This is a genomic window from Bradyrhizobium frederickii (assembly GCF_004570865.1).
Classification (GTDB): domain Bacteria; phylum Pseudomonadota; class Alphaproteobacteria; order Rhizobiales; family Xanthobacteraceae; genus Bradyrhizobium; species Bradyrhizobium frederickii.
Map to the genome: position 1 here is coordinate 201,544 of NZ_SPQS01000012.1, position 19,850 is coordinate 221,393.

Genomic DNA, 19,850 nt, shown 5'->3' on the forward strand with positions numbered 1-19,850 from the left:
GAGGCCTCCGCTTCGCTCCGGCACCTCAGGGTGACGGCTACGGCGGAAGTCATCGTCTCAAATTTACCCCCGCCCGAACTCGTCGCCGCGAAACTGGCGGCCGATCTGGTCGAGCACGGCGTTCACCATGCCGGTCTCCTCGCGGTCGACAAACGCGTTAGCGACGTCGACATATTCGGAGACGACGACGCGGCCCGGCACGTCCTTGCGATGCTCCAATTCGTAGGCCCCTGCCCGCAGCACCGCGCGCAGGATCGCCTCGATCCGCTTCAAGGGCCAGCCCTTCGACAGCGCCTCGTCGATCAGCGGATCCAGCTTCTTCTGGTCGCGCACGACGCCCGAGACGACGTCGCGGAAGAAGGCAGCTTCCGCCGGCAGATACGTGTCGCCCTCGACCTCGTTGCCGAGCCAATGGCTCTCGAATTCGGCGAAGATGTCGTTGATGCCGGCGCCCGCGATATCCATCTGGTACAGCGCCTGCACGGCCGCGAGCCGCGCCGCACCGCGCCGGTTCGCCTTCTTCTCGGCAGGGCCTGCCGGCTTCTTGGTGTTGTCGACCATGGGCTCAGGCCTGCGCCAGGCGGCGTTTGATGCGCAGCATCGCAAGCGCCGCGCGCGCGGCATCGCCGCCCTTGTTGAGCTCGCTGGCGCGCGCCCGCGCCCAGGCCTGCGCCTCGGTGTTGACGGTGAGGATGCCGTTGCCGAGCGGCAGCTTGCGCGCAACCGCGAGGTCCATCAGCGCCCGCGAGGATTCCTGCGAGACGATCTCGAAATGAATGGTGTCGCCGCGGATCACGCAGCCGAGCGCGATCACGGCGTCATAGGGCTTGCCGCTCGCCGCCGCGGCATCCACCGCAATGGCCACCGCGGCCGGAATCTCCAGCGCGCCAGGGACCGTGATGACGTCGTGGTTCAAGCCGGCCGCCTTCAGCTCGGCCACCGCGCCGTCCAGAAGCGCATCCTGGAGATCGTCATAGAACCGCGCCTCGACAATCAGCGCGCGCGCGCCGGAAATGTCGGTCTGGTCCTTCAAGGGTGCGCGCCGCGCGTCTGCCATCGTTAAGTTCCGTTCTAGAGGTTGGCGCGTTATGTAGTCGCCGCAGGCGGGTAAGCCAAGTTAGAAACTGTCATTCCGGGGCGATGCAAGGCATCGAACTAGGGTGGGCCCTTGCGCACCCGAGAATCTCGAGATTCCGGGTTCGGCTCTTCGAGCCGCCCCGGAAAGACCGGCCTTGCCGTCACTTCATTTCCGTCAGTCGCGCCGCGTAGCGGGCCATCAGATCGACCTCGATATTGACCTCGTCCCCCGCCTTCCAGCCACCGATCGTGGTGACCGTCAGCGTGTGAGGGATGATCAGCACCGAAAAGGTCGCATCCTTCACCGTATTGACCGTCAGCGAGACGCCATCGAGCGTGATCGAGCCCTTGGTGGCGATGAACCGTGCCAGCTCCCGCGTGGTCGAGAGCTCGAACCGCGCCATATCGGGCAGGTCCTCGCGGCTCAGGAGGGTCGCGATGCCGTCGGCATGTCCGGCGACGATGTGGCCGCCGAGCTCGTCGCCGATCTTGAGGGCGCGTTCGAGGTTGAGCTTCGTTCCGACCTTCCAGTGCCTGGCCGTGGTCAGCGCCAGCGTCTCGGCCGCGGTATCGACATCGAACCAGGTCCTTTGCTGAGAGTCCCTGCCGTCGGCAACGCCGGAGGCAACGACCGTCAGGCAGACGCCGTTGCAGGCGATCGAGGCGCCGTCGGCGATGGTGGTCTGATCATAGCGGCAGGCGATGCGCAGCCGGTGCAACTGCCCCTGCGCCACAGGCGTGAAGCCGACGATCTCGCCGATATCAGTGACAATGCCGGTGAACATTACGCGCGCTCGTAGATGGTGAGAGTATCCTTGTCGAATGTTTCGCTAGCATGAACCTTGTAGGCCTGCGACTGCGTGATTTTCGACAGGGGCAATGCATCGAGCGCATCGACGCCGCCACTGCCCAAAGCTTCCGCGCCGCGGAACAGCCAGATCTCGTCGACGAGGTCGGCCGCGACGAACGAGGACGCCACCCGGCTACCGCCCTCGACCATCAGGCGGGTGATGCCCTTCCCGGCCAGCGCGTGCAGCACGGCCGGTAAATCGAGCCCGGAGGCGCCTGCCGGCGGGACGCGGATCACTTGCGCGCCGGTTGCACCGAGCCGCGTCGCTGCTGCGGCTTCCGCAAGCTCAGAACCCATCACCCAGAGCGGCGTCTCGCGCGCGGAGCCTATCAGCCTGCTCGCGCCGGGAATCCGCAGGCTCTGATCGAGCACCACGCGCACCGGCGAGCGCGCCGCCATGCCGGGCAAACGGCAGGTGAGAAGCGGATCGTCCGCCAGCACCGTGCCGATGCCGACCAGGATCGCATCGCTTTGCGCCCGCAGGAGATGCACGCGATTGCGCACCGCCTCCCCCGTGATCGCGACCGGCTTGCCGCCGGCCGCACCGATCTTGCCGTCGGGCGAGACCGCGAGCTTCAGGATCACATGCGGGCGCTTATCGCGGATACGGCGGACATGCCCGGCATGGTCGAACGCGGCTTCCGCCGCGCACAGGCCCACGTCCACATTGATGCCGGCCGCGCGCAGGCGCGCATGCCCCTGCCCCGCGACCTCCGGATTGGGATCCTCGATCGCCGCCACCACGCGCTTGATGCCGGCCGCAATCACTGCATCGGCGCAAGGCGGCGACTTGCCGAAATGCGAGCACGGCTCCAGCGTGACGTAGAGCGTGGCACCGCGCGCGGCTTCGCCGGCCCGCAGCAAGGCTTCAGGCTCGGCATGCGGACGCCCGCCTGGCTGGGTCCAGCCGCGGCCGACGATCACGCCATCCTTGACCACGACGGCACCGACGGCCGGGTTGGGCGAGGTGCGTCCCTGCCCGCGCTTGCCCAGCGCGAGCGCAAGCTGCATGAAACGAAGATCGGCGTCCTTGGCCTCGCGGGCCTTCTGCGCGAACTGATCTTCCAGGATGCGGAAGATCATTTGCGGATCGCGGCGAGCCGCGCTTCCTCCTCGCCGGAGAGCTCGCCGAGCACCTCGGCGAAATCCTTGGCCTCGCGAAAATTGCGATAGACCGAGGCGAAGCGCACATAGGCGACGTCGTCGAGCGTGCGCAGATGCTCCATCACGGTCTCCCCGATCACCTCGGACGAGATCTCGGCCTCGCCCCCGGTCTCGAGCTCGCGCACGATGGTGGAGACCATCTTCTCCACCCGCTCCGGCTCGACCTGCCGCTTGCGCAACGAGATCTGCACCGAGCGCATCAGCTTGTCGCGGTCGAACGGCACGCGGCGGCCGTTGCGCTTGATCACGGTGAGCTCGCGCAGCTGCACCCGCTCGAAAGTGGTGAAGCGGAAATTGCAGGCGACGCATACGCGCCGCCTGCGGATCACGGACGAGTCCTCGGTCGGACGCGAGTCCTTTACCTGCGTATCGAGACTGTTGCAGTTCGGACAGCGCATCCGCTTGCCTTGATCAGTTTGTCTTGATCAGTTTCTCTTGGCCTTACTGATAGATCGGGAACCGATCGGTGAGCGCCTTGACCCGTTCCTTGATCGCAGCTTCCACCAGCGGCGCCTTGCCGTCGGCGGATTGCGCGATCGCGTTGAGAACCTCGGCGATCATGCCGCCGACCTGCTGGAATTCAGCGACGCCGAAGCCGCGGCTGGTCGCGGCCGGCGTGCCGAGCCGAATGCCCGACGTGACGAAGGGCGACTCGGGGTCGAACGGAATGCCGTTCTTGTTGCAGGTGATGGCGGCGCGGACCAGCGCCTTCTCCGAGACGTTGCCCTTCAGGCCCTTCGGCCGGAGATCGACCAGCATCAGATGATTGTCGGTGCCGCCGGAGACGATATCGAGACCATGGCCCTTCAGGGTCTCGGCCAGCGCCTTGGCGTTCTCGACGACGTTCCTGGCATAGACCTTGAAGTCCGGACGCAGCGCCTCGCCGAAGGCCACCGCCTTCGCCGCGATCACGTGCATCAGGGGACCGCCCTGCAGGCCCGGGAAGATCGCCGAGTTGAGCTTCTTGGTCAGGGTCTCGTCATTCCACAGCATGAGGCCGCCGCGCGGACCGCGCAGCGACTTGTGGGTCGTGGTGGTGGTGACGTGGGCGTACGGCACCGGCGAGGCATGCACGCCGCCGGCGACGAGCCCGGCGAAGTGCGCCATGTCCACCAGCAGGTACGCGCCGACGCTGTCCGCGATCTCGCGGAAGCGCTTGAAGTCCCAGGCGCGCGAATAGGCCGAGCCGCCGGCGATGATCAGCTTCGGCTTGACCTGCTCGGCCTGCTTGGCCACCGCATCCATGTCGATGATCTGGTCCTCGCGGCGCACGGTGTAGTGCGCGGCCTTGAACCACTTGCCGCTCATGTTGACGGGCGAGCCGTGGGTGAGATGGCCGCCGGCCGCGAGATCGAGGCCCATGAAGGTGTCGCCGGGCTGCAGCAGCGCCAGGAACACCGCCTGGTTCATCTGGCTGCCGGAATTCGGCTGCACGTTGGCGAAACCGGCGCCGAACAGCTTCTTGGCGCGATCGATCGCGAGGTTCTCGGCGACGTCGACCCACTCACAACCGCCGTAATAGCGCGCGCCCGGATAGCCTTCCGCGTATTTGTTGGTCATCACCGAACCCTGCGCTTCCAGCACGGCCCGGCTGACGATGTTCTCGGAGGCAATCAGCTCGACCTCATGGCGCTGCCGGCCGAGCTCGCCCTTGATGGCGGCGGCGATTTCGGGGTCGGCCTGCTCGAGCGAGGCGGTGAAAAACGAATCGGGCGCGGAGGCGGTCTTGGGTGCGGTCATCTTGCGAATATCTCCACCGCCGCGGCCTTTTGGCGGGCTGCGGGCGGGTCTGGTGTGGCGGTCGGAAGCACGCGCGATCTACCACATCGCCCGCAACAGGCCAAGCATTTGCGGGTCGGGCCTGATATTTATGCCAGATATGGTGGAGAGTGGAGGTTTTCGGTGATCGGGCCGGGTCGCGGGAGGCCCCTTCCGCCTCATCCGGAATGGGGCCGCTTCGGGCCTTAGCTGGTCAGCCCGAAGCCGCGGGCTCCGGCAGAAGTCGCGTCACAGCCCCGTATATCCCGCCTTGACCGGGTCCACGCTGCCGTCGAGCTGGCGCAGATAGGTGAGGCCGCACACCGTCAACCTGTGGGGGTCCTTCTCGCCGGCTTCCATCAACGTGGTCAGGTAGTTGGTCACCTTCATGCGCGCCTCCTCGCTGGCCGCGGCGGTGCGGTTGGCGAGCAGGTCATAGGTCTGCATGATGCGGTCGATGGCGGCTTCCATGGCACCCTCTGGTTGGTCGATGGTTTGAGATTGTTGATCAGGCAACCGCGCGGGCCCCGGACTGCGCCTGGAATTGGGCGATGGCCTTGTTGGCGAGCCTGATCCTGTTGAATTCGCCCTGCTGGAGCAGCTTGATGATGATCCCGAGCAGGCGTTCGTTGGTGACGAGCGTATCCGGGATCGTGCCGGAGCGGCGAAGGTAGTTCGCGGCGATGGCGTAGGCCTCGCTCACGAGTTCCACGTTCATCGCCTGAAGCCCGCGCTCGACCAGCATCGACATGTCTCCGATCCCGAGGGAGATAAGCCCTGGGCCCGGAACTTGTTCCGCGCAGCCGCGATTTTTTTTGCAGCGCAAAAAAGGAAACGCACCGGCCCGGGGCAATTCCGGGCCGGCGCGTTTGGGGAAGTCAGGCACGTTCGGGCAGGCTTGCCGGTCTTGTTGCGGGCCGGCTTGACCTTGGTCCCTTCGGAAAACTCAGAGGCGATAGAGGATCTGGTCGGTCCAGAACCGCTCGAGGCGATGCAGCGACTTGTTGAGGGTCGAGAACTCCTCGCCCGAGATGCCGCCGACCTGCTCCACCGTCTTGACGTGCTTCTGGTAGAGCGCATCGACGATGCGGCGGACTTCCTGGCCCTGCGGGGTCAGGCGGATGCGCACCGAGCGGCGATCGACGCGCGAGCGCTGATGATCGAGGAAGCCGAGCTCGACCAGCTTCTTCAGATTGTAGGAGACGTTGGAGCCGAGATAGTAACCGCGCGTGCGCAGCTCGCCCGCGGTCAGCTCCTTGTCGCCGATGTTATAGAGCAGGAGCGCCTGCACCGAGTTGATGTCCGCGCGGCCGCGGCGATCGAATTCGTCCTTGATCACGTCGAGGAGCCGGCGATGCAGCCGCTCCACCAGAGTCAAAGCTTCCAGATAGAGCGACTGCACCGAACCCTGCTGGCCGGAGACGCGCTCTGCGGTATCTGCCGCAGTTGCGACGGCTTTCATCATGACACTTCCCCTGTTGTCGTTTTTGTCGACACTTATTCGACGAAACTTGTGTCCCGCCTGATAGGTGCAACTTAAGGGGCTCGTTTGAAGATCGGCTTAAATAAGAGAATAAAGAGATCATGAATTTAAGACAGTGAATTGCGGATTAAGCCTGTGCCACAAGCACTTTTCGAAAGGCTCTGTTGACCTTCGCAAGGTCCTGTTCACCCTCCGTCCGCCCCTGTTGTCGCATTCCAGAACAGGCCCGCCTGGTTTCGAAACGGGCGCGTAACAGCTGTGGCGGAACCGGCTGGTCAACGAAAACTTACTTCAAATTTTAAGCAACCAGCGGTCAACCAAACGCGCACAACTCCGCTCTCGTGTCCCGGACGAGCGAAGCGCAGAGCCGGGACCCGGCAGCGACGAACGAGATGTTGGAAGGATGGGCCCCGGCTCTGCAGCGCACCACGCCGCAAGTGCGGCGCGCTGCGCTTCGTCCGGGGCACGAGAGCATCGATGTATCGAAGGAGCGCTACGGCGGCCGTTCGCGCGCGGCCATCCAGGCAAGCGCGAGATAGGCGGCGAGCATGAAGGCTTCGACGCCGACGACGACCAGGCTGCCGCCGTAGATGCCCGGAAACATCAGCTCGATCACCGCCATCGACACCACGGTGGTCAGCCACACCACGGCGCCCCACGGCGTTGCCAGCCACAGGCCGACGGCGGCGACGAGCTCGATCACGGCAAAGTAGACGGTCGCGGCCTGCCAGGCCATCGACTGGTTCTCGAACGCCTCGTCCTCGCCGCCGACAAAGCCCGTCACCTGCGCCCAGTGATAGAGACCTTTCAGGATCGAGAGCAGCGCCATCACCCGCAGGAACAGCACCAGGCGGCGCGTCCAGACATTGTCGTCGGACTCGGCCCGCTCCGACGAGATCGCAGCGACGGAGATCGCGTTGTCTCTGTTATTGTCCCTGGCGCTGTCGCGGGCCGCATCGCGGGTGGAGATCTCGGACATGGTCCCCCTTCTGGCTGCTTCGGCCCGCAAAATCAATCGGCTACCCATCCCTTGCGGCAGGTCAAGCCGCGGTGACGGGAACCGTGCGAGCTGGTATAAGAATAATTCCAGCCGGAGGAAGAGTGATGGCGATCAAATACGGACGTCCGATCGAATTGCGCGAGGTCTCGCGCCACGAGGGCACCGCGGTGCCCCATGCCCTCGATCTGACCGTCCGGCCGCGCCGCAACCGCAAGGCCGAATGGGCCCGGCGCATGGTGCGGGAGAACGTGCTCACCACCGACGATCTGATCTGGCCGCTGTTCCTGATCGACGGCAACAACAAGCGCGAGCAGGTCGCCTCGATGCCCGGCGTCGAGCGCCTCAGTGTCGACCAGGCCGTGCGCGAGGCCGAGCGCGCCATGAAGCTCACCATTCCCTGCATCGCGCTGTTTCCCTACACCGAGCCGTCCTTGCGCGACGAGGAAGGCTCTGAGGCGACCAACCCGAACAACCTGGTCTGCCAGGCCGTGCGCGCGATCAAAAAGGAGTTTCCGGAGATCGGCCTGCTCTGCGACGTCGCGCTCGATCCGTTCACCAGCCACGGCCATGACGGCCTGATTTCCGACGGCAAGATCCTGAACGACGAGACGGTCGCCGTGCTGGTGCGCCAGGCCCTGGTGCAGGCCGAAGCCGGCTGCGACATCATCGCGCCCTCGGACATGATGGACGGCCGCGTCGCCGCGATCCGCGAGGGGCTGGATCGCTCCGGCCTGCTCGACGTGCAGATCATGGCCTATGCAGCCAAATACGCCTCGGCCTTCTACGGCCCGTTCCGCGACGCCATCGGCTCGGCCAAGACGCTCACCGGCGACAAGCGCACCTATCAGATGGACAGCGCCAACAGCGACGAGGCGCTGCGCGAGGTCGAGCTCGACATCACCGAGGGCGCCGACATGGTGATGGTGAAGCCGGGCATGCCCTATCTCGACGTGGTTCGCCGCGTGAAGGACACCTTCGCGATGCCGACCTTCGCCTACCAGGTCTCGGGCGAATACGCGATGATCGCGGCCGCCGCGAACAACGGCTGGCTCGACGGCGATCGCGCGATGATGGAGAGCCTGCTCGCCTTCAAGCGCGCCGGCGCCGACGGCGTGCTGAGCTACTTCGCGCCGAAGGCGGCGGAGAAGCTGCGCGCCCAAGGATAAGGTGCCGTAGGAAAAGGTGCTGTAGGGTGGGCAAAGCGAAAGCGTGCCCACCACCTTTATCGAAATCGAGAGAATGGTGGGCACGGCGCTACGCGCCTTTGCCCACCCTACGGCAGCTGCGTGCGCGGCAGCCTCCCGCCCCCGAATCGCCGGAATATTTCGGCTTGTTAATGTCCGCGCCCTTGGCACGGGCATGGCCTGTTCCCATGTCTTGCCACGGGGTTTTCCCCTTGGGAGGACGGACGATGTCGTACGACTCGGGCAATTCAGGCGCCTGGCGCAATAACGGCGGGGTGCAGCCGCACGCCTACGACCCCTATCTGCAGCCGGAGCTGTTCCGGGGCGTTGCGACGCGGCGGGTGTTCGCCTTCCTGATCGACATGGTCGTGATCTCCGTGCCGGTGATCCTCGGCTACATCTTCATCGCGTTGTTCGGGGTGGTTACGCTCGGCATCGGCTGGGCGCTGTTCTGGCTGGCCTGGCCCGCCTCGGTCATCTGGGCCATCGTCTATTACGGCGCCTGCATCGGCGGTCCCTCGTCGGCGACCATCGGCATGCGCCTGATGGATCTGGAGCTGCGCACCTGGTACGGCGCGCCAGGCTATTTCGTGCTCGGCGCCACCCATGCCGTGCTGTTCTGGGTGACGGTCTCGTTCCTGACGCCCTTCGTGGTGCTGGTCGGCCTGTTCAACGGCCGCCGGCGGCTGCTGCACGATTTCGTGCTGGGAACGGTCGTGATCAACAATTCCGTCCGCGCACCGGTGCCACAGGGCGCCAGAGGCTGGTGAGCAAGAACCTATCAACCAGGAGCGACTAAAGCTGTCTGATCCGACCCGCCGAGCAGACCGATTGACCAGGGGCTTGCGTAGCGCGATGCTGACATTCACTTCGGAGGCCCACGACGTCCCTTGACCCAGCACTCGCGCGACACCCCCCAATTTTACCTTACGGCGCCCTCCCCCTGCCCGTATTTGCCGGGGCGGCATGAGCGCAAGGTGTTCACGCATCTGGTTGGGGACCGGGCCGGCGACCTCAACGACCTGCTGACCCATGGCGGCTTCCGCCGCAGCCAGTCGATCGCCTACCGGCCGGCCTGCGACCAGTGCCGCGCCTGCGTCTCGGTCCGGGTCGTCGCCAACGAGTTCCGGCCCTCGCGCAACTTCCGCAAGGTGATGGCGCGCAACGCCGACATCATCGGCGAGCAGCGCAGCGCGGTGCCCACCTCCGAGCAATATTCCGTGTTCCGGGCCTATCTCGACGCCCGCCACCGCCACGGCGGCATGGCCGACATGACCGTGCTCGACTACGCCATGATGGTCGAGGACAGCCATGTCGAGACCCGCATCATCGAATACCGCAAGCGCGGCCCCGACAGCGGTGTCACCGGCCGCGGCGAGGAGCTGATCGCCGTCGCCCTCACCGACGTGCTCAGCGACGGCCTGTCGATGGTCTATTCGTTCTTCGAGCCGAGCCAGGTCAGCCGCTCGATGGGCACCTTCATGATCCTCGACCACATCGCCCGCGCCCGCCGGCAGGGGCTGCCTTACGTCTATCTCGGCTACTGGATCGAGGGCTCCAAGAAGATGGACTACAAGGCCCGCTTCCTGCCGCAGCAGCGCCTCGCGCCCTCCGGCTGGCTGCGCATCGACGCGCAGGGCGATGCGGCGTCCGAGCCGCAGGATTGAGGCGCGATCCGGAAGAGCGCGAAGCGGCTTCCGCAAAGGTCACCCGCAAACAACAACCTCAAGCGCGTGCGATGAAGTTCAGCGCTGTGATCCCCGGCAGAAAGAAGTAACCCCCGCCGAGCGTCTGCGTGAAGTGCTGCAGCGAAACTTCGCCGCCGCTCGGCTGGTCGGGAATGGTGAAGGCCTTCGGGCATTGCTGCGACCCCACGATCGGGTCGTCCTGGCTCTCGAGCGCTCCAAATCTCCGGTTCTGCAGCCAGCGCTGGTGGATGAACTCGAACTGCCGCTCGAGATCCGCATTGCAGGCGATGAAGAAAATACCTTGGCGGCCCGACTTCTCGCGATAGGGCCGCCCACGCCGCAGCAACCGGTGCAGCTTGGACGACTTGATGCTCGATTGCACGTCGATACCAAGTGAGTCCCGGGGATTGGAGCGGCGCACATGAGCGCCCTTGGGACACATGAAACCGTCGGCGTCCTCGACGCGATAGCGGAATGCATCGGCCGCCGAATCCGACACAGGCACGGCCGGATCGCCTTTCCACGACAACGGCAGCCCGTTCTTCCGGCGCCCCATCAGCTTCTCGCCGGCCGAGACGCCGTTCGCCGCCGCGAAGTCCGCATTCGCGGCCTCGAACGCCTCGAAGGCGGCCACATCCTGCTCGAATTGACGTACCGCAAGGTAGCTTCCGTTCAGGGTGAACCGCCCGCTGGCACTGGTCCATCCCTCCACGTTCGGGCAAAAGGTCAGCTCGTCGTACTCGTTACGATAGCCCAGGATGAATTCGCCCGGCTCCACGACCCGGTCGTCATAGAGATCGCGAGCGCCCTCTCGCGCCTGCTTCAAGCTCTCGCCATCCTGGTCCCTGAGGCCCCGGATCACCGGCTGGGCGAGCCCATCGCGAAACCCGAACGGCTCACGCAGCTTGCCATCCCCGTCGAAGAAGTCGGAATCCTCCCCCACCTCGATAACGGAGAAGACGTGCGGATCGATCGCGGGCAGCCGCGAAGCTACGCCGCGCGCCTTCCATTCCGCCAGCAGGATGTGCACCACCTCGCCGCCGCCGGGGCCTTCGCGATCGGTCCAGGTCCACTGCCGGTATTCATCCCGCAACAGCTTGGCGCGCAATTCGCTGCCCATGCCGCTGCGGAACGGCGTCGGAAACGGATGTTCGCTGGTTTCCCGGCAGCCCAGCTTCGTCAGCCCCGAATAGGTGAAGCCGATCGCGACGACGGCATCGAGAGGCTCCTTCTGCTGCTTCTCCTGCTTCGGCTTGCCAACCTGTTCTGCGCTGGCGACCAGGCCGGTGTCGAGCAGCTGCGCCAGCCATGCCTTCGCGAGCCTCTCATCGAGGATCGTCAGCAGCCTGAAACGGCTGGTGGTGAGCGAGCCGAAACCGCTCTTCAACATGCCCTGGATGTCGTGGCTTTGTTCGGAGAGACTTGGAGCGTGCCTCATGTCTCGATGACCCTCATGATCAGATCGTCGTTCTTCTCGTTGCGCTCGCCGAACAAGGCGTCGCGCAGCCCCGTGGCGAGATTGATCTGGTCGACTGTCCGGTTGCAGGCGTCGAAATGGTAGAGATGCGGCAGCATGCTGTCGCGCGCATAGGACTTGAATCTCAGCTCGCACTTCACGCCGCGAAACACCACGAAGCGCGTCGGCGGAAAGCTACGCGGCTTTGCGATGCCGGGCTGTTCGGGCAGCGCCGGAGCGCGTGGACGCAGCTCGGTCCACCGCCAGGCCAGCGTGGTGCCGACGGCCGCGCCGTTGATGAAGTCGTCGAGATAGCCGCCGAAATTGCCGTCGTAGTTCGAGCAGAACAGAAAGCGGCGACCGTTGTCGATAATGTGCCAATGCCCGAAATGGATGCCCGGCGCGTTGCCGAGCCAGCCTTGCGTGAAGAACACGCGTCCGGCAAACGTCACGATGCGCAGCGCCGCCCGGATGCACCACGCGCTCCACCATGGCGGACCGCGCAGCTCCGTGAGGCTGAACATATGCTGGGTTCCATCGACCAGATCGGCCTCGCATCGCTCGATCGACGGATGGATCTGCTGGGCGCGCGGAACGTCGTCCTCGAGCGGATGAAAGAACTGCTCACTCAGCTTCTTGAACCGGCGGTTGAGCCGGTAAAACAGCGCACCGATGCAAAGCACCGCGGCGATCGCGACGACGGCGATCCCAACGATCTGCAATCCCGTCAGCTTTGGCAGCTTCGGTTCGACGACATTAATCATATAGTCCGGCGCAACCGCGTAGGCCAGCGGCGCCACCGTGTAGGCAAGGGCGCACGCGGCGACGGCCAGCAGCAGCGGCACACCGATCAGCCAGCCACCCGCATAGGTGGCCAGCGACGAGAGCGTCTGGGTCGGCCGATCGAGCTCCTGCTGGACGCTGTTCAGCCAGCGCCTCCAGGACACGAATTGAGCGGGCAGCGGCACCAGGAACAGCCAGACCAGGAATGCGATCAGCGCGAACGCCAGCAGCCCGTGCCAGCTCATCGTCAGCAGGCATTCGCTCGTCTTGGTGACGGCGTCTTCGATGGCCCGCCCCACATGCCCCGGTTCGCCGAAGAACCAGTTATAGGCCCGCGGAAGCGCCCAGACGATCCCGAGCACGACGAACCACAGCACGATCGCCGCCACGGGATAAGCGAGCTTCGCACCGATGCTCGCCCCCTTCCCGCGCCAATAGGATCGCGGCGCGGGTTTGACCGCCCACTCGAAACGGGGATTGGCGTAGGCCCACCGCGCCAGCGCCAGGGCGAATGCGGTGCGGTCGTTGCTGTATTTCGGCTTCAGCTTTCGCGCTTCGATGCGCGTCTGATCCAGCAGGTCGCTCTCCATCTTGATCTGCCGGACCGAGCGGTCGCGCGCGCCGACGAAGCCGCCGGCGGCGATGCTGTGCCAGCTCATCAGCTGGTTCAGCAATTGCTCCTTGTCCTTGGCTGTGGGCACGGCGACATGGGGAGCGACCATGGCGCCGAACAGCGTCCACATCGCGCCGTCGGGATGGTAGACGAGGCGGTATAGAAGATCGTAAGGGCGCAACCCCTCCTCCACCGCAAGCTCGAGCACGAGCACCGGCTGCTGGTTCGGGGCACCGGCCAAGGCCGGCAGCAGCCCGATCGAGGCGAAGTGCACCACCGCGACGTCCTCCAGCAGGGCATCCAATGCATCGTGAAGCTGCTTTGGAATTTCCGCGCCGCCGCCCCAGCCTGGCGCAACGATGCAGATCATCTGCTGCCGGACGATCTCGAGCATGGCCGTGTTCTCCCGCTCACTCAGGTGGTACGCATGCGCATGCGCAGCATCAGCGGCCCGTCATAGGCGATGGCCTTGCCTTCACCGCGCGCCAGTTGCAGCCGCGGCAAGGTGAGCAGGCCGATCAGCGCGCTGGTCAGGATCTCCACCGCGTGATCCCGCGCGGGGCATTGGCGGGTGCCATATCCGAACATGAGATACCGCAAGGCATCGTTCTTGCCCCAATCGCGGTCCGGGCAGAAGCGACCGCTCTGGGGAACGGCGCTGGGATCGAACAGCGCTGCAATCGACAGCAGCGAGACCTTGCCGCCGCCAGGACATCCGGCGTTGTATCGCGCGCCGGTCTTCATTTCCGTGTCACGCGGCACATCGCGCGCCAGCAGCGGAAAGATCGGCCGGAAACGCATCAGCTCGAGCACGTGGTTGCGCACGATCTTGCGGAACTCGGGATCGGTCCAGACGCCGGGCTCGCCGAGCCTGCCGGCCTTCGATCGCAGCTCCTCGTAGACCTTCGCGCGTCCCAGCAGCTCCTGAACGATAAGGGCCCCCGACTGAACGGTGACAGGATGCGAGATCCAGGCAAGGCCGACCGCGTTCCGTTCAATATCCTCGGAGGCGCTCTTGACGCCCCAGGCGGCGCCGATCGGGCCGCTCACGCGATCGATCCGCGCCTGCAGCGCATCCCCGCAGGCTTCCGCCCGTCGCCGAAGATCGAGTGTCGCCAGGCTGCCAGCCAGGAGTTGTCCTGCGACATAGCGGATTTCGAGCATGTATTGTCGCTGCAAGCCTTCGTCGACATCGCCTTGCGCGGAAGCGGTCGCCGACCCCGCCACCACCGCACCCGTGGCCGCGCCGAACAGCGGCCGCATGGCGTGGAATACGACCCACATCAGGTAGTCGTCGATCAGGTCGAATGCGCCCACCCCGCGCCCGCTCAGAGCCTTGATCCGTTGCTGCGCCTCGGCATCGGAATCGGCGGGAACGTCCAGCGCCGCCAGCCGCGCATGGACCAGATCCCGGTCGGCCGAATAGGTCGGGCCGGGATCCATCCCGATGAGATAGTCGCCAGAAACCATGTTGGCGGCATGCGCCGTGTTGGAGAAGCTGCGCGTACGCGTCAGCACGTCCCTGACGGCACTGGCGCGCGCCGCCAAGCCGAGCCGGCCTCCGACCGAAGGCCAGTGTCGAAGCAGTGCGCCGAATGCGCGCAAGACGGTGGTGTGGCGGTTGAGCCAGCAGAACAGGCCATAGGAGAGACGGCGTACTCCCGGCGGCAACGCGTCGGGTTCATAGGTCGAGAGTTTCATGCTGCATACCCGTCCTTCCGCCCGTCTGCGAGCACCGCGGCGGCCTGCCTGCGATAGTGGGGCATGCCCAGACGGTCCGCCGCCTCGGCGGCTCGCTTGAAATTCGCTTCGGCGCCTGCCAGATCGCCCGCCTGCCGCAAGGTTTCCGCCAGCTCGTACAGCGCTTCGGTCTGGTGGCCGTATTCTTCGGCGGTCTCCTCGACGGCCTTGCGGCCGACCGCGATCGCATCGTCGAGCCGACCGAGCTTGCGATAGGCGACGCCCAGGCTCACCCGCATGAACGTCCTGCCGTAGGGTCCGGCCGCCTCGTAGATGCGATCGGCGAATCCCTTCTCCAGCATCGTCGCCGCCTCGGCGGCCTTGCCGTTGCGCGCAAGCGCGCTGCCGAGAACGCCCGTGCAAACCGAAAGCATGGTCGGGACGTTATGCGTCACGCATTGCTGCACGCCCGCGCGCATCAAGGTCTCGGCAGGATCGAGCTCCATGCCCTCGATCCATATCTGCGACTGGACGGTGTCGATCAGCAGCCGGGAATAGGGATGATTGATGTTCGACAAGATCTCGTAGGCCTTGGCACAGAATGCGTGGGCGGTTGCACTGTCTCCCAGTCGCCAGAGCGTGCTGGCATGAAACGCATACAGATTGACGATGGGAATGGCGGCCCATCCGGGTTGGACGACATGCGCCGACAGCTCCGGCCCGTAGTCGGAGAGCAGAACCTGGCCTTCGACGGCGGCCTCTGCATATCGGCCGAGAGCGTGGAGGTGCATCAGGCGGGTCTGATGCGCCGCCATCATCATGTGGCGGCGCTGCGCCAGGCGAGCGGCCTCCAGACCCTGTGAGGCATACCGCAGACCCTGCTCGAAGCGTCCGCGCATCCACAGGAACACCGCCGTCTCGGTCGACACCGCCGCTCGTGCGCGCTGGTCGTTCAGCTGCACCGCGATGGCTTCCGCACGCTCCATATTGCTGAAGATGTCGTCGATCTGACCGAGCGCCAGCATCGCCCCGATCGCCTCCAGCCGAAGCGCGAGTTCGAGCGTCAGCGCAATCGAGGCGTCATCGACACGGCGGGCGGCCTGAAGTCCTTTCTCGAACGATTGAAGGGCTTCCTGATTGGCCGAGCGCGAGATGGCACGGGCCATCGACTTGACGGTGAATCTCGCCGCCTGCTCCCATTCCTCCCCTTTGAAGGCATGGTGCGCCAGCGCCGGCGCGATATCCGCCTCAGCGGCCCCTGGCCGCGCATGCAACGCCAGGAAGGCCTGCCGGTGCAGCGCCTTCAGCCGCGCGCGCGTGAGAGCGGCGAGCACGACGTCGCGCACCAATGCGTGGCGAAACGCGAACGCGTGCTGCTCGAGCGAACCGCGCGCCTGATCCGGCCCCGCCAACAACCCGGATGCAACGCACAGACCCAGCAATTCTTCGGCACGCCCCAGGTCCACGGCCTGCATCGCCGCGATCAGTTCGCGCGTGATGGGGTCGCCAAGGATCGCCGCGGCTTCGAGCGCGGATTTGGCGGCTTCGGGCAGCCTGTCGACGCGCGCACTGATCACCGCGGCGATGGAGCCCGGCACGCGCAGCTCTCCGGGCGGCCGCTGCAGCCGGTAGGCACCCGGCGTTCCCTCGAGTGATCCGTCGTCGATCAGCGTAATGACCAACTGCTCCAGGAAGAAGGGATTGCCGTCGGCGCGCGCGACCAATTCGCTCATGATGCCGAGCACGGACAGTTCATCCCCCAGCAGGGCGCGCGCGAGCCTGAGCATCTCGCCGTCGCGGAGAGGCTCGATCATCCGCTCTGCAAACCACGGTGCCTCGCGCCACTGATGGTCGAAATCGGGTCGATAGCTGACGCAGACGAGGATCGGCAGTCCCTTAAGCTTTGGAAGCAGGGCCTCGAACAGCCGCCGGCTCTCGCGGTCGGCCAGGAAAACGTCCTCGAGCACGAGCACGAACGGGCCCGCCTGGGCGCGTCTGCGCACGAGCCACAGCAATGCCTCGCCGATGCGACGTCGCCGCTGCACCGGGTTCAGCGCCAGCCAGGCCTGATCCGGCGCCGCAAGATCCAACAGGTCATTGATCGCCGCCAGATGTGCGGCGCCCTCGGGGGCCCATTCGGCGACCAGGGTCCGCCCAACGGATTGCGCATCCGTCCCGCCTGTTTGCGGCAACCGGGCCAGGCTCGCGATCAGGTCCGCGGCGGTGCTGTAGGCGCGCGCGCTCGCATAACCTCTCGCCTGCGAAAGGCAGACGTCGATGCCCTGACTTGCAAGCGCGGCGATCCAGTCGGCGATCAAGCGGGACTTGCCGATTCCGGCATCGCCGCACAGCCCGATCGTTCGCATCGCGCCGGTTCGAACGATGTCGAGATCCCCGGCCAGCATCCGCAGGGAATCCTCGCGGCCGACCAGGGGCGCCCAGCGCTGCTTGCGCGTCAGCGGCGCCGCCGCCGAGCTTTCGGTCGCGACCACGACCTCATGGAGTTCGACCGGACCGTCCAGCCCTCGGACCGAGCGCATCCCGACCGGCCGCGTGTCGATCTGCTGCGCGACGAGGCGCTGCGTCGCGGCACTGATCAGAATGCCGCCGGGCGGAGCCATCTTTTCGAGCCGCGATGCAAGGTGAATCGTCTTGCCGTCCGCTCCGTAGTGCGACCAGCCGTATTGCCCGACGACGCCGACCAGGACTTCGCCCGAATTGATGCCGACGCGCAGCATCGGGCTGGCCACGCCCTGAACCGCGTGGCCGGGAATGGTTGCTCGCTGCATCTTGAGGGCGGCAAGGCACGCCCGCAGCGCGTGATCCTCCTGCGCCACGGGCGCGCCGAACAAGGCGACGAGCCCGTCGCCGAGCAACTGGCTCACCGTGCCGCCATAGGTCCCGACCGCCTCGGCCAAATGGTTCAGCGCCTTGCCGAGATAGTTGCGGGATTCCTCGGGGTCGGCGTGCTGGAGCAGGGATGTCGAGTCACATACGTCGACGAAGAGAACGCTGACCTGCTTGTTTTCAGTCAGCATCTGTGACCGAACCGCGGTGTAATCGTGCAGCGGAACGACCCGCGCCTCGCGGTCAAGTGTACTGGCAACCGTTGGAGCGGCGGGCTGCTCCACGGCACGATCGAGGCGAGCGCCGCATTGAGCACAGAAGCGGTGCTCGCGAGACACACGGGCCGAACATGCGGGACACTTGGTCACGGCAGTACACACTCATCAATGATTTCAACGCAGCAATCAACGCTTTCTGGCCTGATCATCGTCCCTTCCCCGGACGTGAACCCGCGCAGTCAAAATCAGTCCATCGAACCAATGGCCTCACCATTGGCTCCGCGCGCCGACGTCGCGCACAACCCATAGACGTAACCGGAGAAAATGCGGCGCACTGACTCCGGCGCGGGACCGCCGATTATCCCGCCGGGAGAAAAATCAATCCTGAAAAACGCAATGTCATAACAGGGCCCATGAGCAATCTGCGGCCACTAGCAATTGAAGGTAGTATAACCTCTTCGCACCAATTGAAAAGCCGTAGTTCGCGGGTTCGCGGCGAAAGCCGCCCGACGGCGCGGAACTCGGGAGGGCCCAGCGGAATGCGCGCACAAGGGGACGGCCGGGCTCGCGCGGGAGCCAACTCGTTGCAGGGCCTCCGCTCCAAAGGAGCAGGCAGTCCCTGCACTCATCCAAACAACGTATCGAACAACAGCTTCAGGTTCAGGACCACGATCACGCCCGCGACGATCCAGGCGATCGCGGCGACGTAGGCTGGAATCGCGAACTTCCCCATCTTGCGGCGGTCGGAGACGAAGCGGACCAGCGGGATGACGGCGAAGGGCAACTGCATCGACAGCACGACCTGGCTGAACACCAGCAGATCCGCCGTGCCGCGCTCGCCATAGATCGCGGTGACGATGATCACGGGGACGATGGCGATGCCGCGCGTCAGCAGGCGGCGCGCCCAGCTCGGCAGGCGCAGATCGAGAAAGCCTTCCATCACGATCTGGCCGGCGAGCGTCGCCGTCACCGTCGAGTTCAGGCCGGAGGCGAGCAGCGCCACCGCAAACAGCGTCGAGGCGATGCCGAGGCCTAGCAGCGGCGACAACAGCTCGAACGCCTGCCCGATCTCGGCGACATCCGAATGGCCGCTTTGGTGGAAGGTCGCAGCTGCGACGACGAGGATTGCGGCGTTGATGAACAGCGCCAGCATCAGGGCAATGGTCGAGTCCGTCGTCGCCCATTTGATCGCCTCGCGGCGGCCCTTGTCGTTGCGCTCATATGCGCGCGTCTGCACGATCGAGGAGTGCAGATAGAGATTGTGCGGCATCACCGTCGCGCCGATGATGCCGATCGCGATGTAGAGCATTTCGGGGTTGGTGAAGATCTCGCTCTTCGGCATGAAGCCGCGCAGCACCTCCGCGACCGGCGGCGCCGCGGCCGCGATCTGGACCGCGAAGCAGACCGCGATCACCGCCAGCAGCGCGATGACGAAGGCTTCGAGGAAACGGAAGCCGCGGTTCATCAGGAGCAGCAGCAGGAAGGCATCGAGTGCGGCGAGCAGCGCGCCGCCGATCAGGGGAATGCCGAACAGGAGTTTCAGCGCGATCGCGGTGCCGATGACCTCGGCGAGATCGCAGGCGATGATCGCCGCCTCGCAGGCAATCCAGAGCAGGAAGTTCACCGCCGGCGAATAGGTGGCGCGGCAGGCCTGCGCGAGGTCGCGGTCGGTGACGATGCCGAGCCGCGCCGCCAGCGATTGCAGCAGGATCGCCATCAGGTTCGAGAGCAGGATGACGGAGAGCAGCGTGTAGCCGAACTTGGAACCGCCGGCGAGGTCGGTCGCCCAGTTGCCGGGGTCCATGTAGCCGACCGAGACGAGATAGCCCGGGCCGACGAAAGCGAGCAGCCGGCGCCACCAGCGGCCTGCGACCGGAAGCGCGATCGTGGCGTTCACCTCGGCGAGGCTCTTGGTGACGGGCGCGTCAGTGCGCCAGCCGGCGGTGTCGGGGGTCAAATCAGGGGTTCTGGCATCCATACGACGAGAATACCGATATCGAGGCTTATTGCAACTCATTTGCAACTGCATCTGGTGGCATGGGTTCTCGT

The 19,850-nt window shown here is 65.5% G+C and carries 18 protein-coding genes; 3 read left to right on the forward strand and 15 right to left on the reverse strand.

Annotated elements, in window-relative coordinates:
- Nucleotides 1-63: 63 nt before the first annotated feature.
- The 10 genes from nusB to E4K64_RS22260 all read right to left on the reverse strand — a co-directional run bounded on the left by nusB (nucleotide 64) and on the right by E4K64_RS22260 (nucleotide 7,311).
- Nucleotides 64-561: a transcription antitermination factor NusB gene (nusB, locus tag E4K64_RS22210; RefSeq protein ID WP_126258513.1), complete on the reverse strand. Its 498-nt coding sequence runs from the start codon at nucleotides 559-561 to the stop codon at nucleotides 64-66.
- A gap of 4 nt (nucleotides 562-565) precedes the next feature.
- Nucleotides 566-1,057, reverse strand: a complete 492-nt coding sequence (gene ribH / locus E4K64_RS22215; protein ID WP_135165428.1) for a 6,7-dimethyl-8-ribityllumazine synthase — start codon at nucleotides 1,055-1,057, stop codon at nucleotides 566-568.
- A 181-nt stretch (nucleotides 1,058-1,238) separates the two neighbouring features.
- Nucleotides 1,239-1,862 (reverse strand): riboflavin synthase, encoded by a 624-nt coding sequence (locus E4K64_RS22225; RefSeq protein ID WP_135165429.1) that lies wholly within the window; start codon nucleotides 1,860-1,862, stop codon nucleotides 1,239-1,241.
- Nucleotides 1,862-3,010, reverse strand: coding sequence for a bifunctional diaminohydroxyphosphoribosylaminopyrimidine deaminase/5-amino-6-(5-phosphoribosylamino)uracil reductase RibD (gene ribD, locus E4K64_RS22230; protein WP_135165430.1), 1,149 nt, complete (start codon nucleotides 3,008-3,010; stop codon nucleotides 1,862-1,864). Before ribD ends, E4K64_RS22225 begins: the two co-directional genes overlap by 1 nt.
- Nucleotides 3,007-3,489: a transcriptional regulator NrdR gene (gene nrdR / locus E4K64_RS22235; RefSeq protein WP_028135990.1), complete on the reverse strand. Its 483-nt coding sequence runs from the start codon at nucleotides 3,487-3,489 to the stop codon at nucleotides 3,007-3,009. Before nrdR ends, ribD begins: the two co-directional genes overlap by 4 nt.
- 43 nt (nucleotides 3,490-3,532) lie before the next feature.
- Nucleotides 3,533-4,831: a serine hydroxymethyltransferase gene (gene glyA / locus E4K64_RS22240; RefSeq protein WP_135165431.1), complete on the reverse strand. Its 1,299-nt coding sequence runs from the start codon at nucleotides 4,829-4,831 to the stop codon at nucleotides 3,533-3,535.
- Between the two features lie 267 nt (nucleotides 4,832-5,098).
- Nucleotides 5,099-5,320, reverse strand: a complete 222-nt coding sequence (locus E4K64_RS22245) for a hypothetical protein (RefSeq protein ID WP_135165432.1) — start codon at nucleotides 5,318-5,320, stop codon at nucleotides 5,099-5,101.
- A gap of 37 nt (nucleotides 5,321-5,357) precedes the next feature.
- The gene (locus E4K64_RS22250) at nucleotides 5,358-5,594 is read right to left on the reverse strand and encodes a hypothetical protein (protein ID WP_135165453.1); all 237 of its coding nucleotides are present in this window, start codon (nucleotides 5,592-5,594) and stop codon (nucleotides 5,358-5,360) included.
- Nucleotides 5,595-5,795: 201 nt separating this feature from the next.
- Nucleotides 5,796-6,314 (reverse strand): transcriptional regulator LdtR, encoded by a 519-nt coding sequence (gene ldtR / locus E4K64_RS22255; RefSeq protein ID WP_018320040.1) that lies wholly within the window; start codon nucleotides 6,312-6,314, stop codon nucleotides 5,796-5,798.
- A gap of 511 nt (nucleotides 6,315-6,825) precedes the next feature.
- Nucleotides 6,826-7,311, reverse strand: coding sequence for a DUF6163 family protein (locus tag E4K64_RS22260; RefSeq protein ID WP_126258521.1), 486 nt, complete (start codon nucleotides 7,309-7,311; stop codon nucleotides 6,826-6,828).
- A gap of 125 nt (nucleotides 7,312-7,436) precedes the next feature.
- On the opposite strand from E4K64_RS22260, the gene hemB reads away from it, so the two are divergent.
- The 3 genes from hemB to E4K64_RS22275 all read left to right on the forward strand — a co-directional run bounded on the left by hemB (nucleotide 7,437) and on the right by E4K64_RS22275 (nucleotide 10,183).
- Complete coding sequence (hemB, locus tag E4K64_RS22265; protein WP_135165433.1) at nucleotides 7,437-8,498, forward strand: porphobilinogen synthase; 1,062 nt, start codon at nucleotides 7,437-7,439, stop codon at nucleotides 8,496-8,498.
- A gap of 245 nt (nucleotides 8,499-8,743) precedes the next feature.
- On the forward strand, nucleotides 8,744-9,286 hold the full coding sequence (locus tag E4K64_RS22270; RefSeq protein ID WP_167772184.1) for an RDD family protein: 543 nt from the start codon (nucleotides 8,744-8,746) through the stop codon (nucleotides 9,284-9,286).
- A gap of 120 nt (nucleotides 9,287-9,406) precedes the next feature.
- Nucleotides 9,407-10,183 carry an arginyltransferase gene (locus E4K64_RS22275; protein ID WP_126258524.1) on the forward strand — a complete coding sequence of 259 codons (777 nt, stop codon included), beginning with the start codon at nucleotides 9,407-9,409 and terminating at the stop codon, nucleotides 10,181-10,183.
- A gap of 58 nt (nucleotides 10,184-10,241) precedes the next feature.
- Here the strand turns inward: E4K64_RS22275 and E4K64_RS22280 are convergent, their stop codons facing one another.
- The 5 genes from E4K64_RS22280 to E4K64_RS22300 form a co-directional block, all read right to left on the reverse strand.
- Nucleotides 10,242-11,642 (reverse strand): Dyp-type peroxidase, encoded by a 1,401-nt coding sequence (locus E4K64_RS22280; RefSeq protein WP_235884744.1) that lies wholly within the window; start codon nucleotides 11,640-11,642, stop codon nucleotides 10,242-10,244.
- Nucleotides 11,639-13,450 (reverse strand): hypothetical protein, encoded by a 1,812-nt coding sequence (locus tag E4K64_RS22285; protein ID WP_135165435.1) that lies wholly within the window; start codon nucleotides 13,448-13,450, stop codon nucleotides 11,639-11,641. The genes E4K64_RS22280 and E4K64_RS22285 overlap by 4 nt, the downstream gene beginning before the upstream one ends.
- Nucleotides 13,451-13,470: 20 nt before the next feature.
- Nucleotides 13,471-14,757, reverse strand: coding sequence for a cytochrome P450 (locus tag E4K64_RS22290; RefSeq protein WP_135165436.1), 1,287 nt, complete (start codon nucleotides 14,755-14,757; stop codon nucleotides 13,471-13,473).
- Nucleotides 14,754-17,774 carry an ATP-binding protein gene (locus E4K64_RS22295; protein ID WP_283812332.1) on the reverse strand — a complete coding sequence of 1,007 codons (3,021 nt, stop codon included), beginning with the start codon at nucleotides 17,772-17,774 and terminating at the stop codon, nucleotides 14,754-14,756. Before E4K64_RS22295 ends, E4K64_RS22290 begins: the two co-directional genes overlap by 4 nt.
- A 652-nt stretch (nucleotides 17,775-18,426) precedes the next feature.
- Nucleotides 18,427-19,779 (reverse strand): Nramp family divalent metal transporter, encoded by a 1,353-nt coding sequence (locus E4K64_RS22300; protein WP_135165438.1) that lies wholly within the window; start codon nucleotides 19,777-19,779, stop codon nucleotides 18,427-18,429.
- Nucleotides 19,780-19,850: the final 71 nt, after the last annotated feature.

Coding starts and splice junctions, on each gene's coding strand:
- E4K64_RS22285 (WP_135165435.1), bottom strand. CDS start 13,450: ATGCTCGAGATCGTCCGGCAGCAGATGATCTGCATCGTTGCGCCAGGC.
- nusB (WP_126258513.1), bottom strand. CDS start 561: ATGGTCGACAACACCAAGAAGCCGGCAGGCCCTGCCGAGAAGAAGGCG.
- E4K64_RS22280 (WP_235884744.1), bottom strand. CDS start 11,642: ATGAGGCACGCTCCAAGTCTCTCCGAACAAAGCCACGACATCCAGGGC.
- ldtR (WP_018320040.1), bottom strand. CDS start 6,314: ATGATGAAAGCCGTCGCAACTGCGGCAGATACCGCAGAGCGCGTCTCC.
- E4K64_RS22260 (WP_126258521.1), bottom strand. CDS start 7,311: ATGTCCGAGATCTCCACCCGCGATGCGGCCCGCGACAGCGCCAGGGAC.
- hemB (WP_135165433.1), top strand. CDS start 7,437: ATGGCGATCAAATACGGACGTCCGATCGAATTGCGCGAGGTCTCGCGC.
- nrdR (WP_028135990.1), bottom strand. CDS start 3,489: ATGCGCTGTCCGAACTGCAACAGTCTCGATACGCAGGTAAAGGACTCG.
- E4K64_RS22295 (WP_283812332.1), bottom strand. CDS start 17,774: ATGCTGACTGAAAACAAGCAGGTCAGCGTTCTCTTCGTCGACGTATGT.
- E4K64_RS22225 (WP_135165429.1), bottom strand. CDS start 1,862: ATGTTCACCGGCATTGTCACTGATATCGGCGAGATCGTCGGCTTCACG.
- E4K64_RS22250 (WP_135165453.1), bottom strand. CDS start 5,594: ATGCTGGTCGAGCGCGGGCTTCAGGCGATGAACGTGGAACTCGTGAGC.
- E4K64_RS22300 (WP_135165438.1), bottom strand. CDS start 19,779: ATGGATGCCAGAACCCCTGATTTGACCCCCGACACCGCCGGCTGGCGC.
- ribD (WP_135165430.1), bottom strand. CDS start 3,010: ATGATCTTCCGCATCCTGGAAGATCAGTTCGCGCAGAAGGCCCGCGAG.
- E4K64_RS22245 (WP_135165432.1), bottom strand. CDS start 5,320: ATGGAAGCCGCCATCGACCGCATCATGCAGACCTATGACCTGCTCGCC.
- E4K64_RS22270 (WP_167772184.1), top strand. CDS start 8,744: ATGTCGTACGACTCGGGCAATTCAGGCGCCTGGCGCAATAACGGCGGG.
- ribH (WP_135165428.1), bottom strand. CDS start 1,057: ATGGCAGACGCGCGGCGCGCACCCTTGAAGGACCAGACCGACATTTCC.
- E4K64_RS22290 (WP_135165436.1), bottom strand. CDS start 14,757: ATGAAACTCTCGACCTATGAACCCGACGCGTTGCCGCCGGGAGTACGC.
- glyA (WP_135165431.1), bottom strand. CDS start 4,831: ATGACCGCACCCAAGACCGCCTCCGCGCCCGATTCGTTTTTCACCGCC.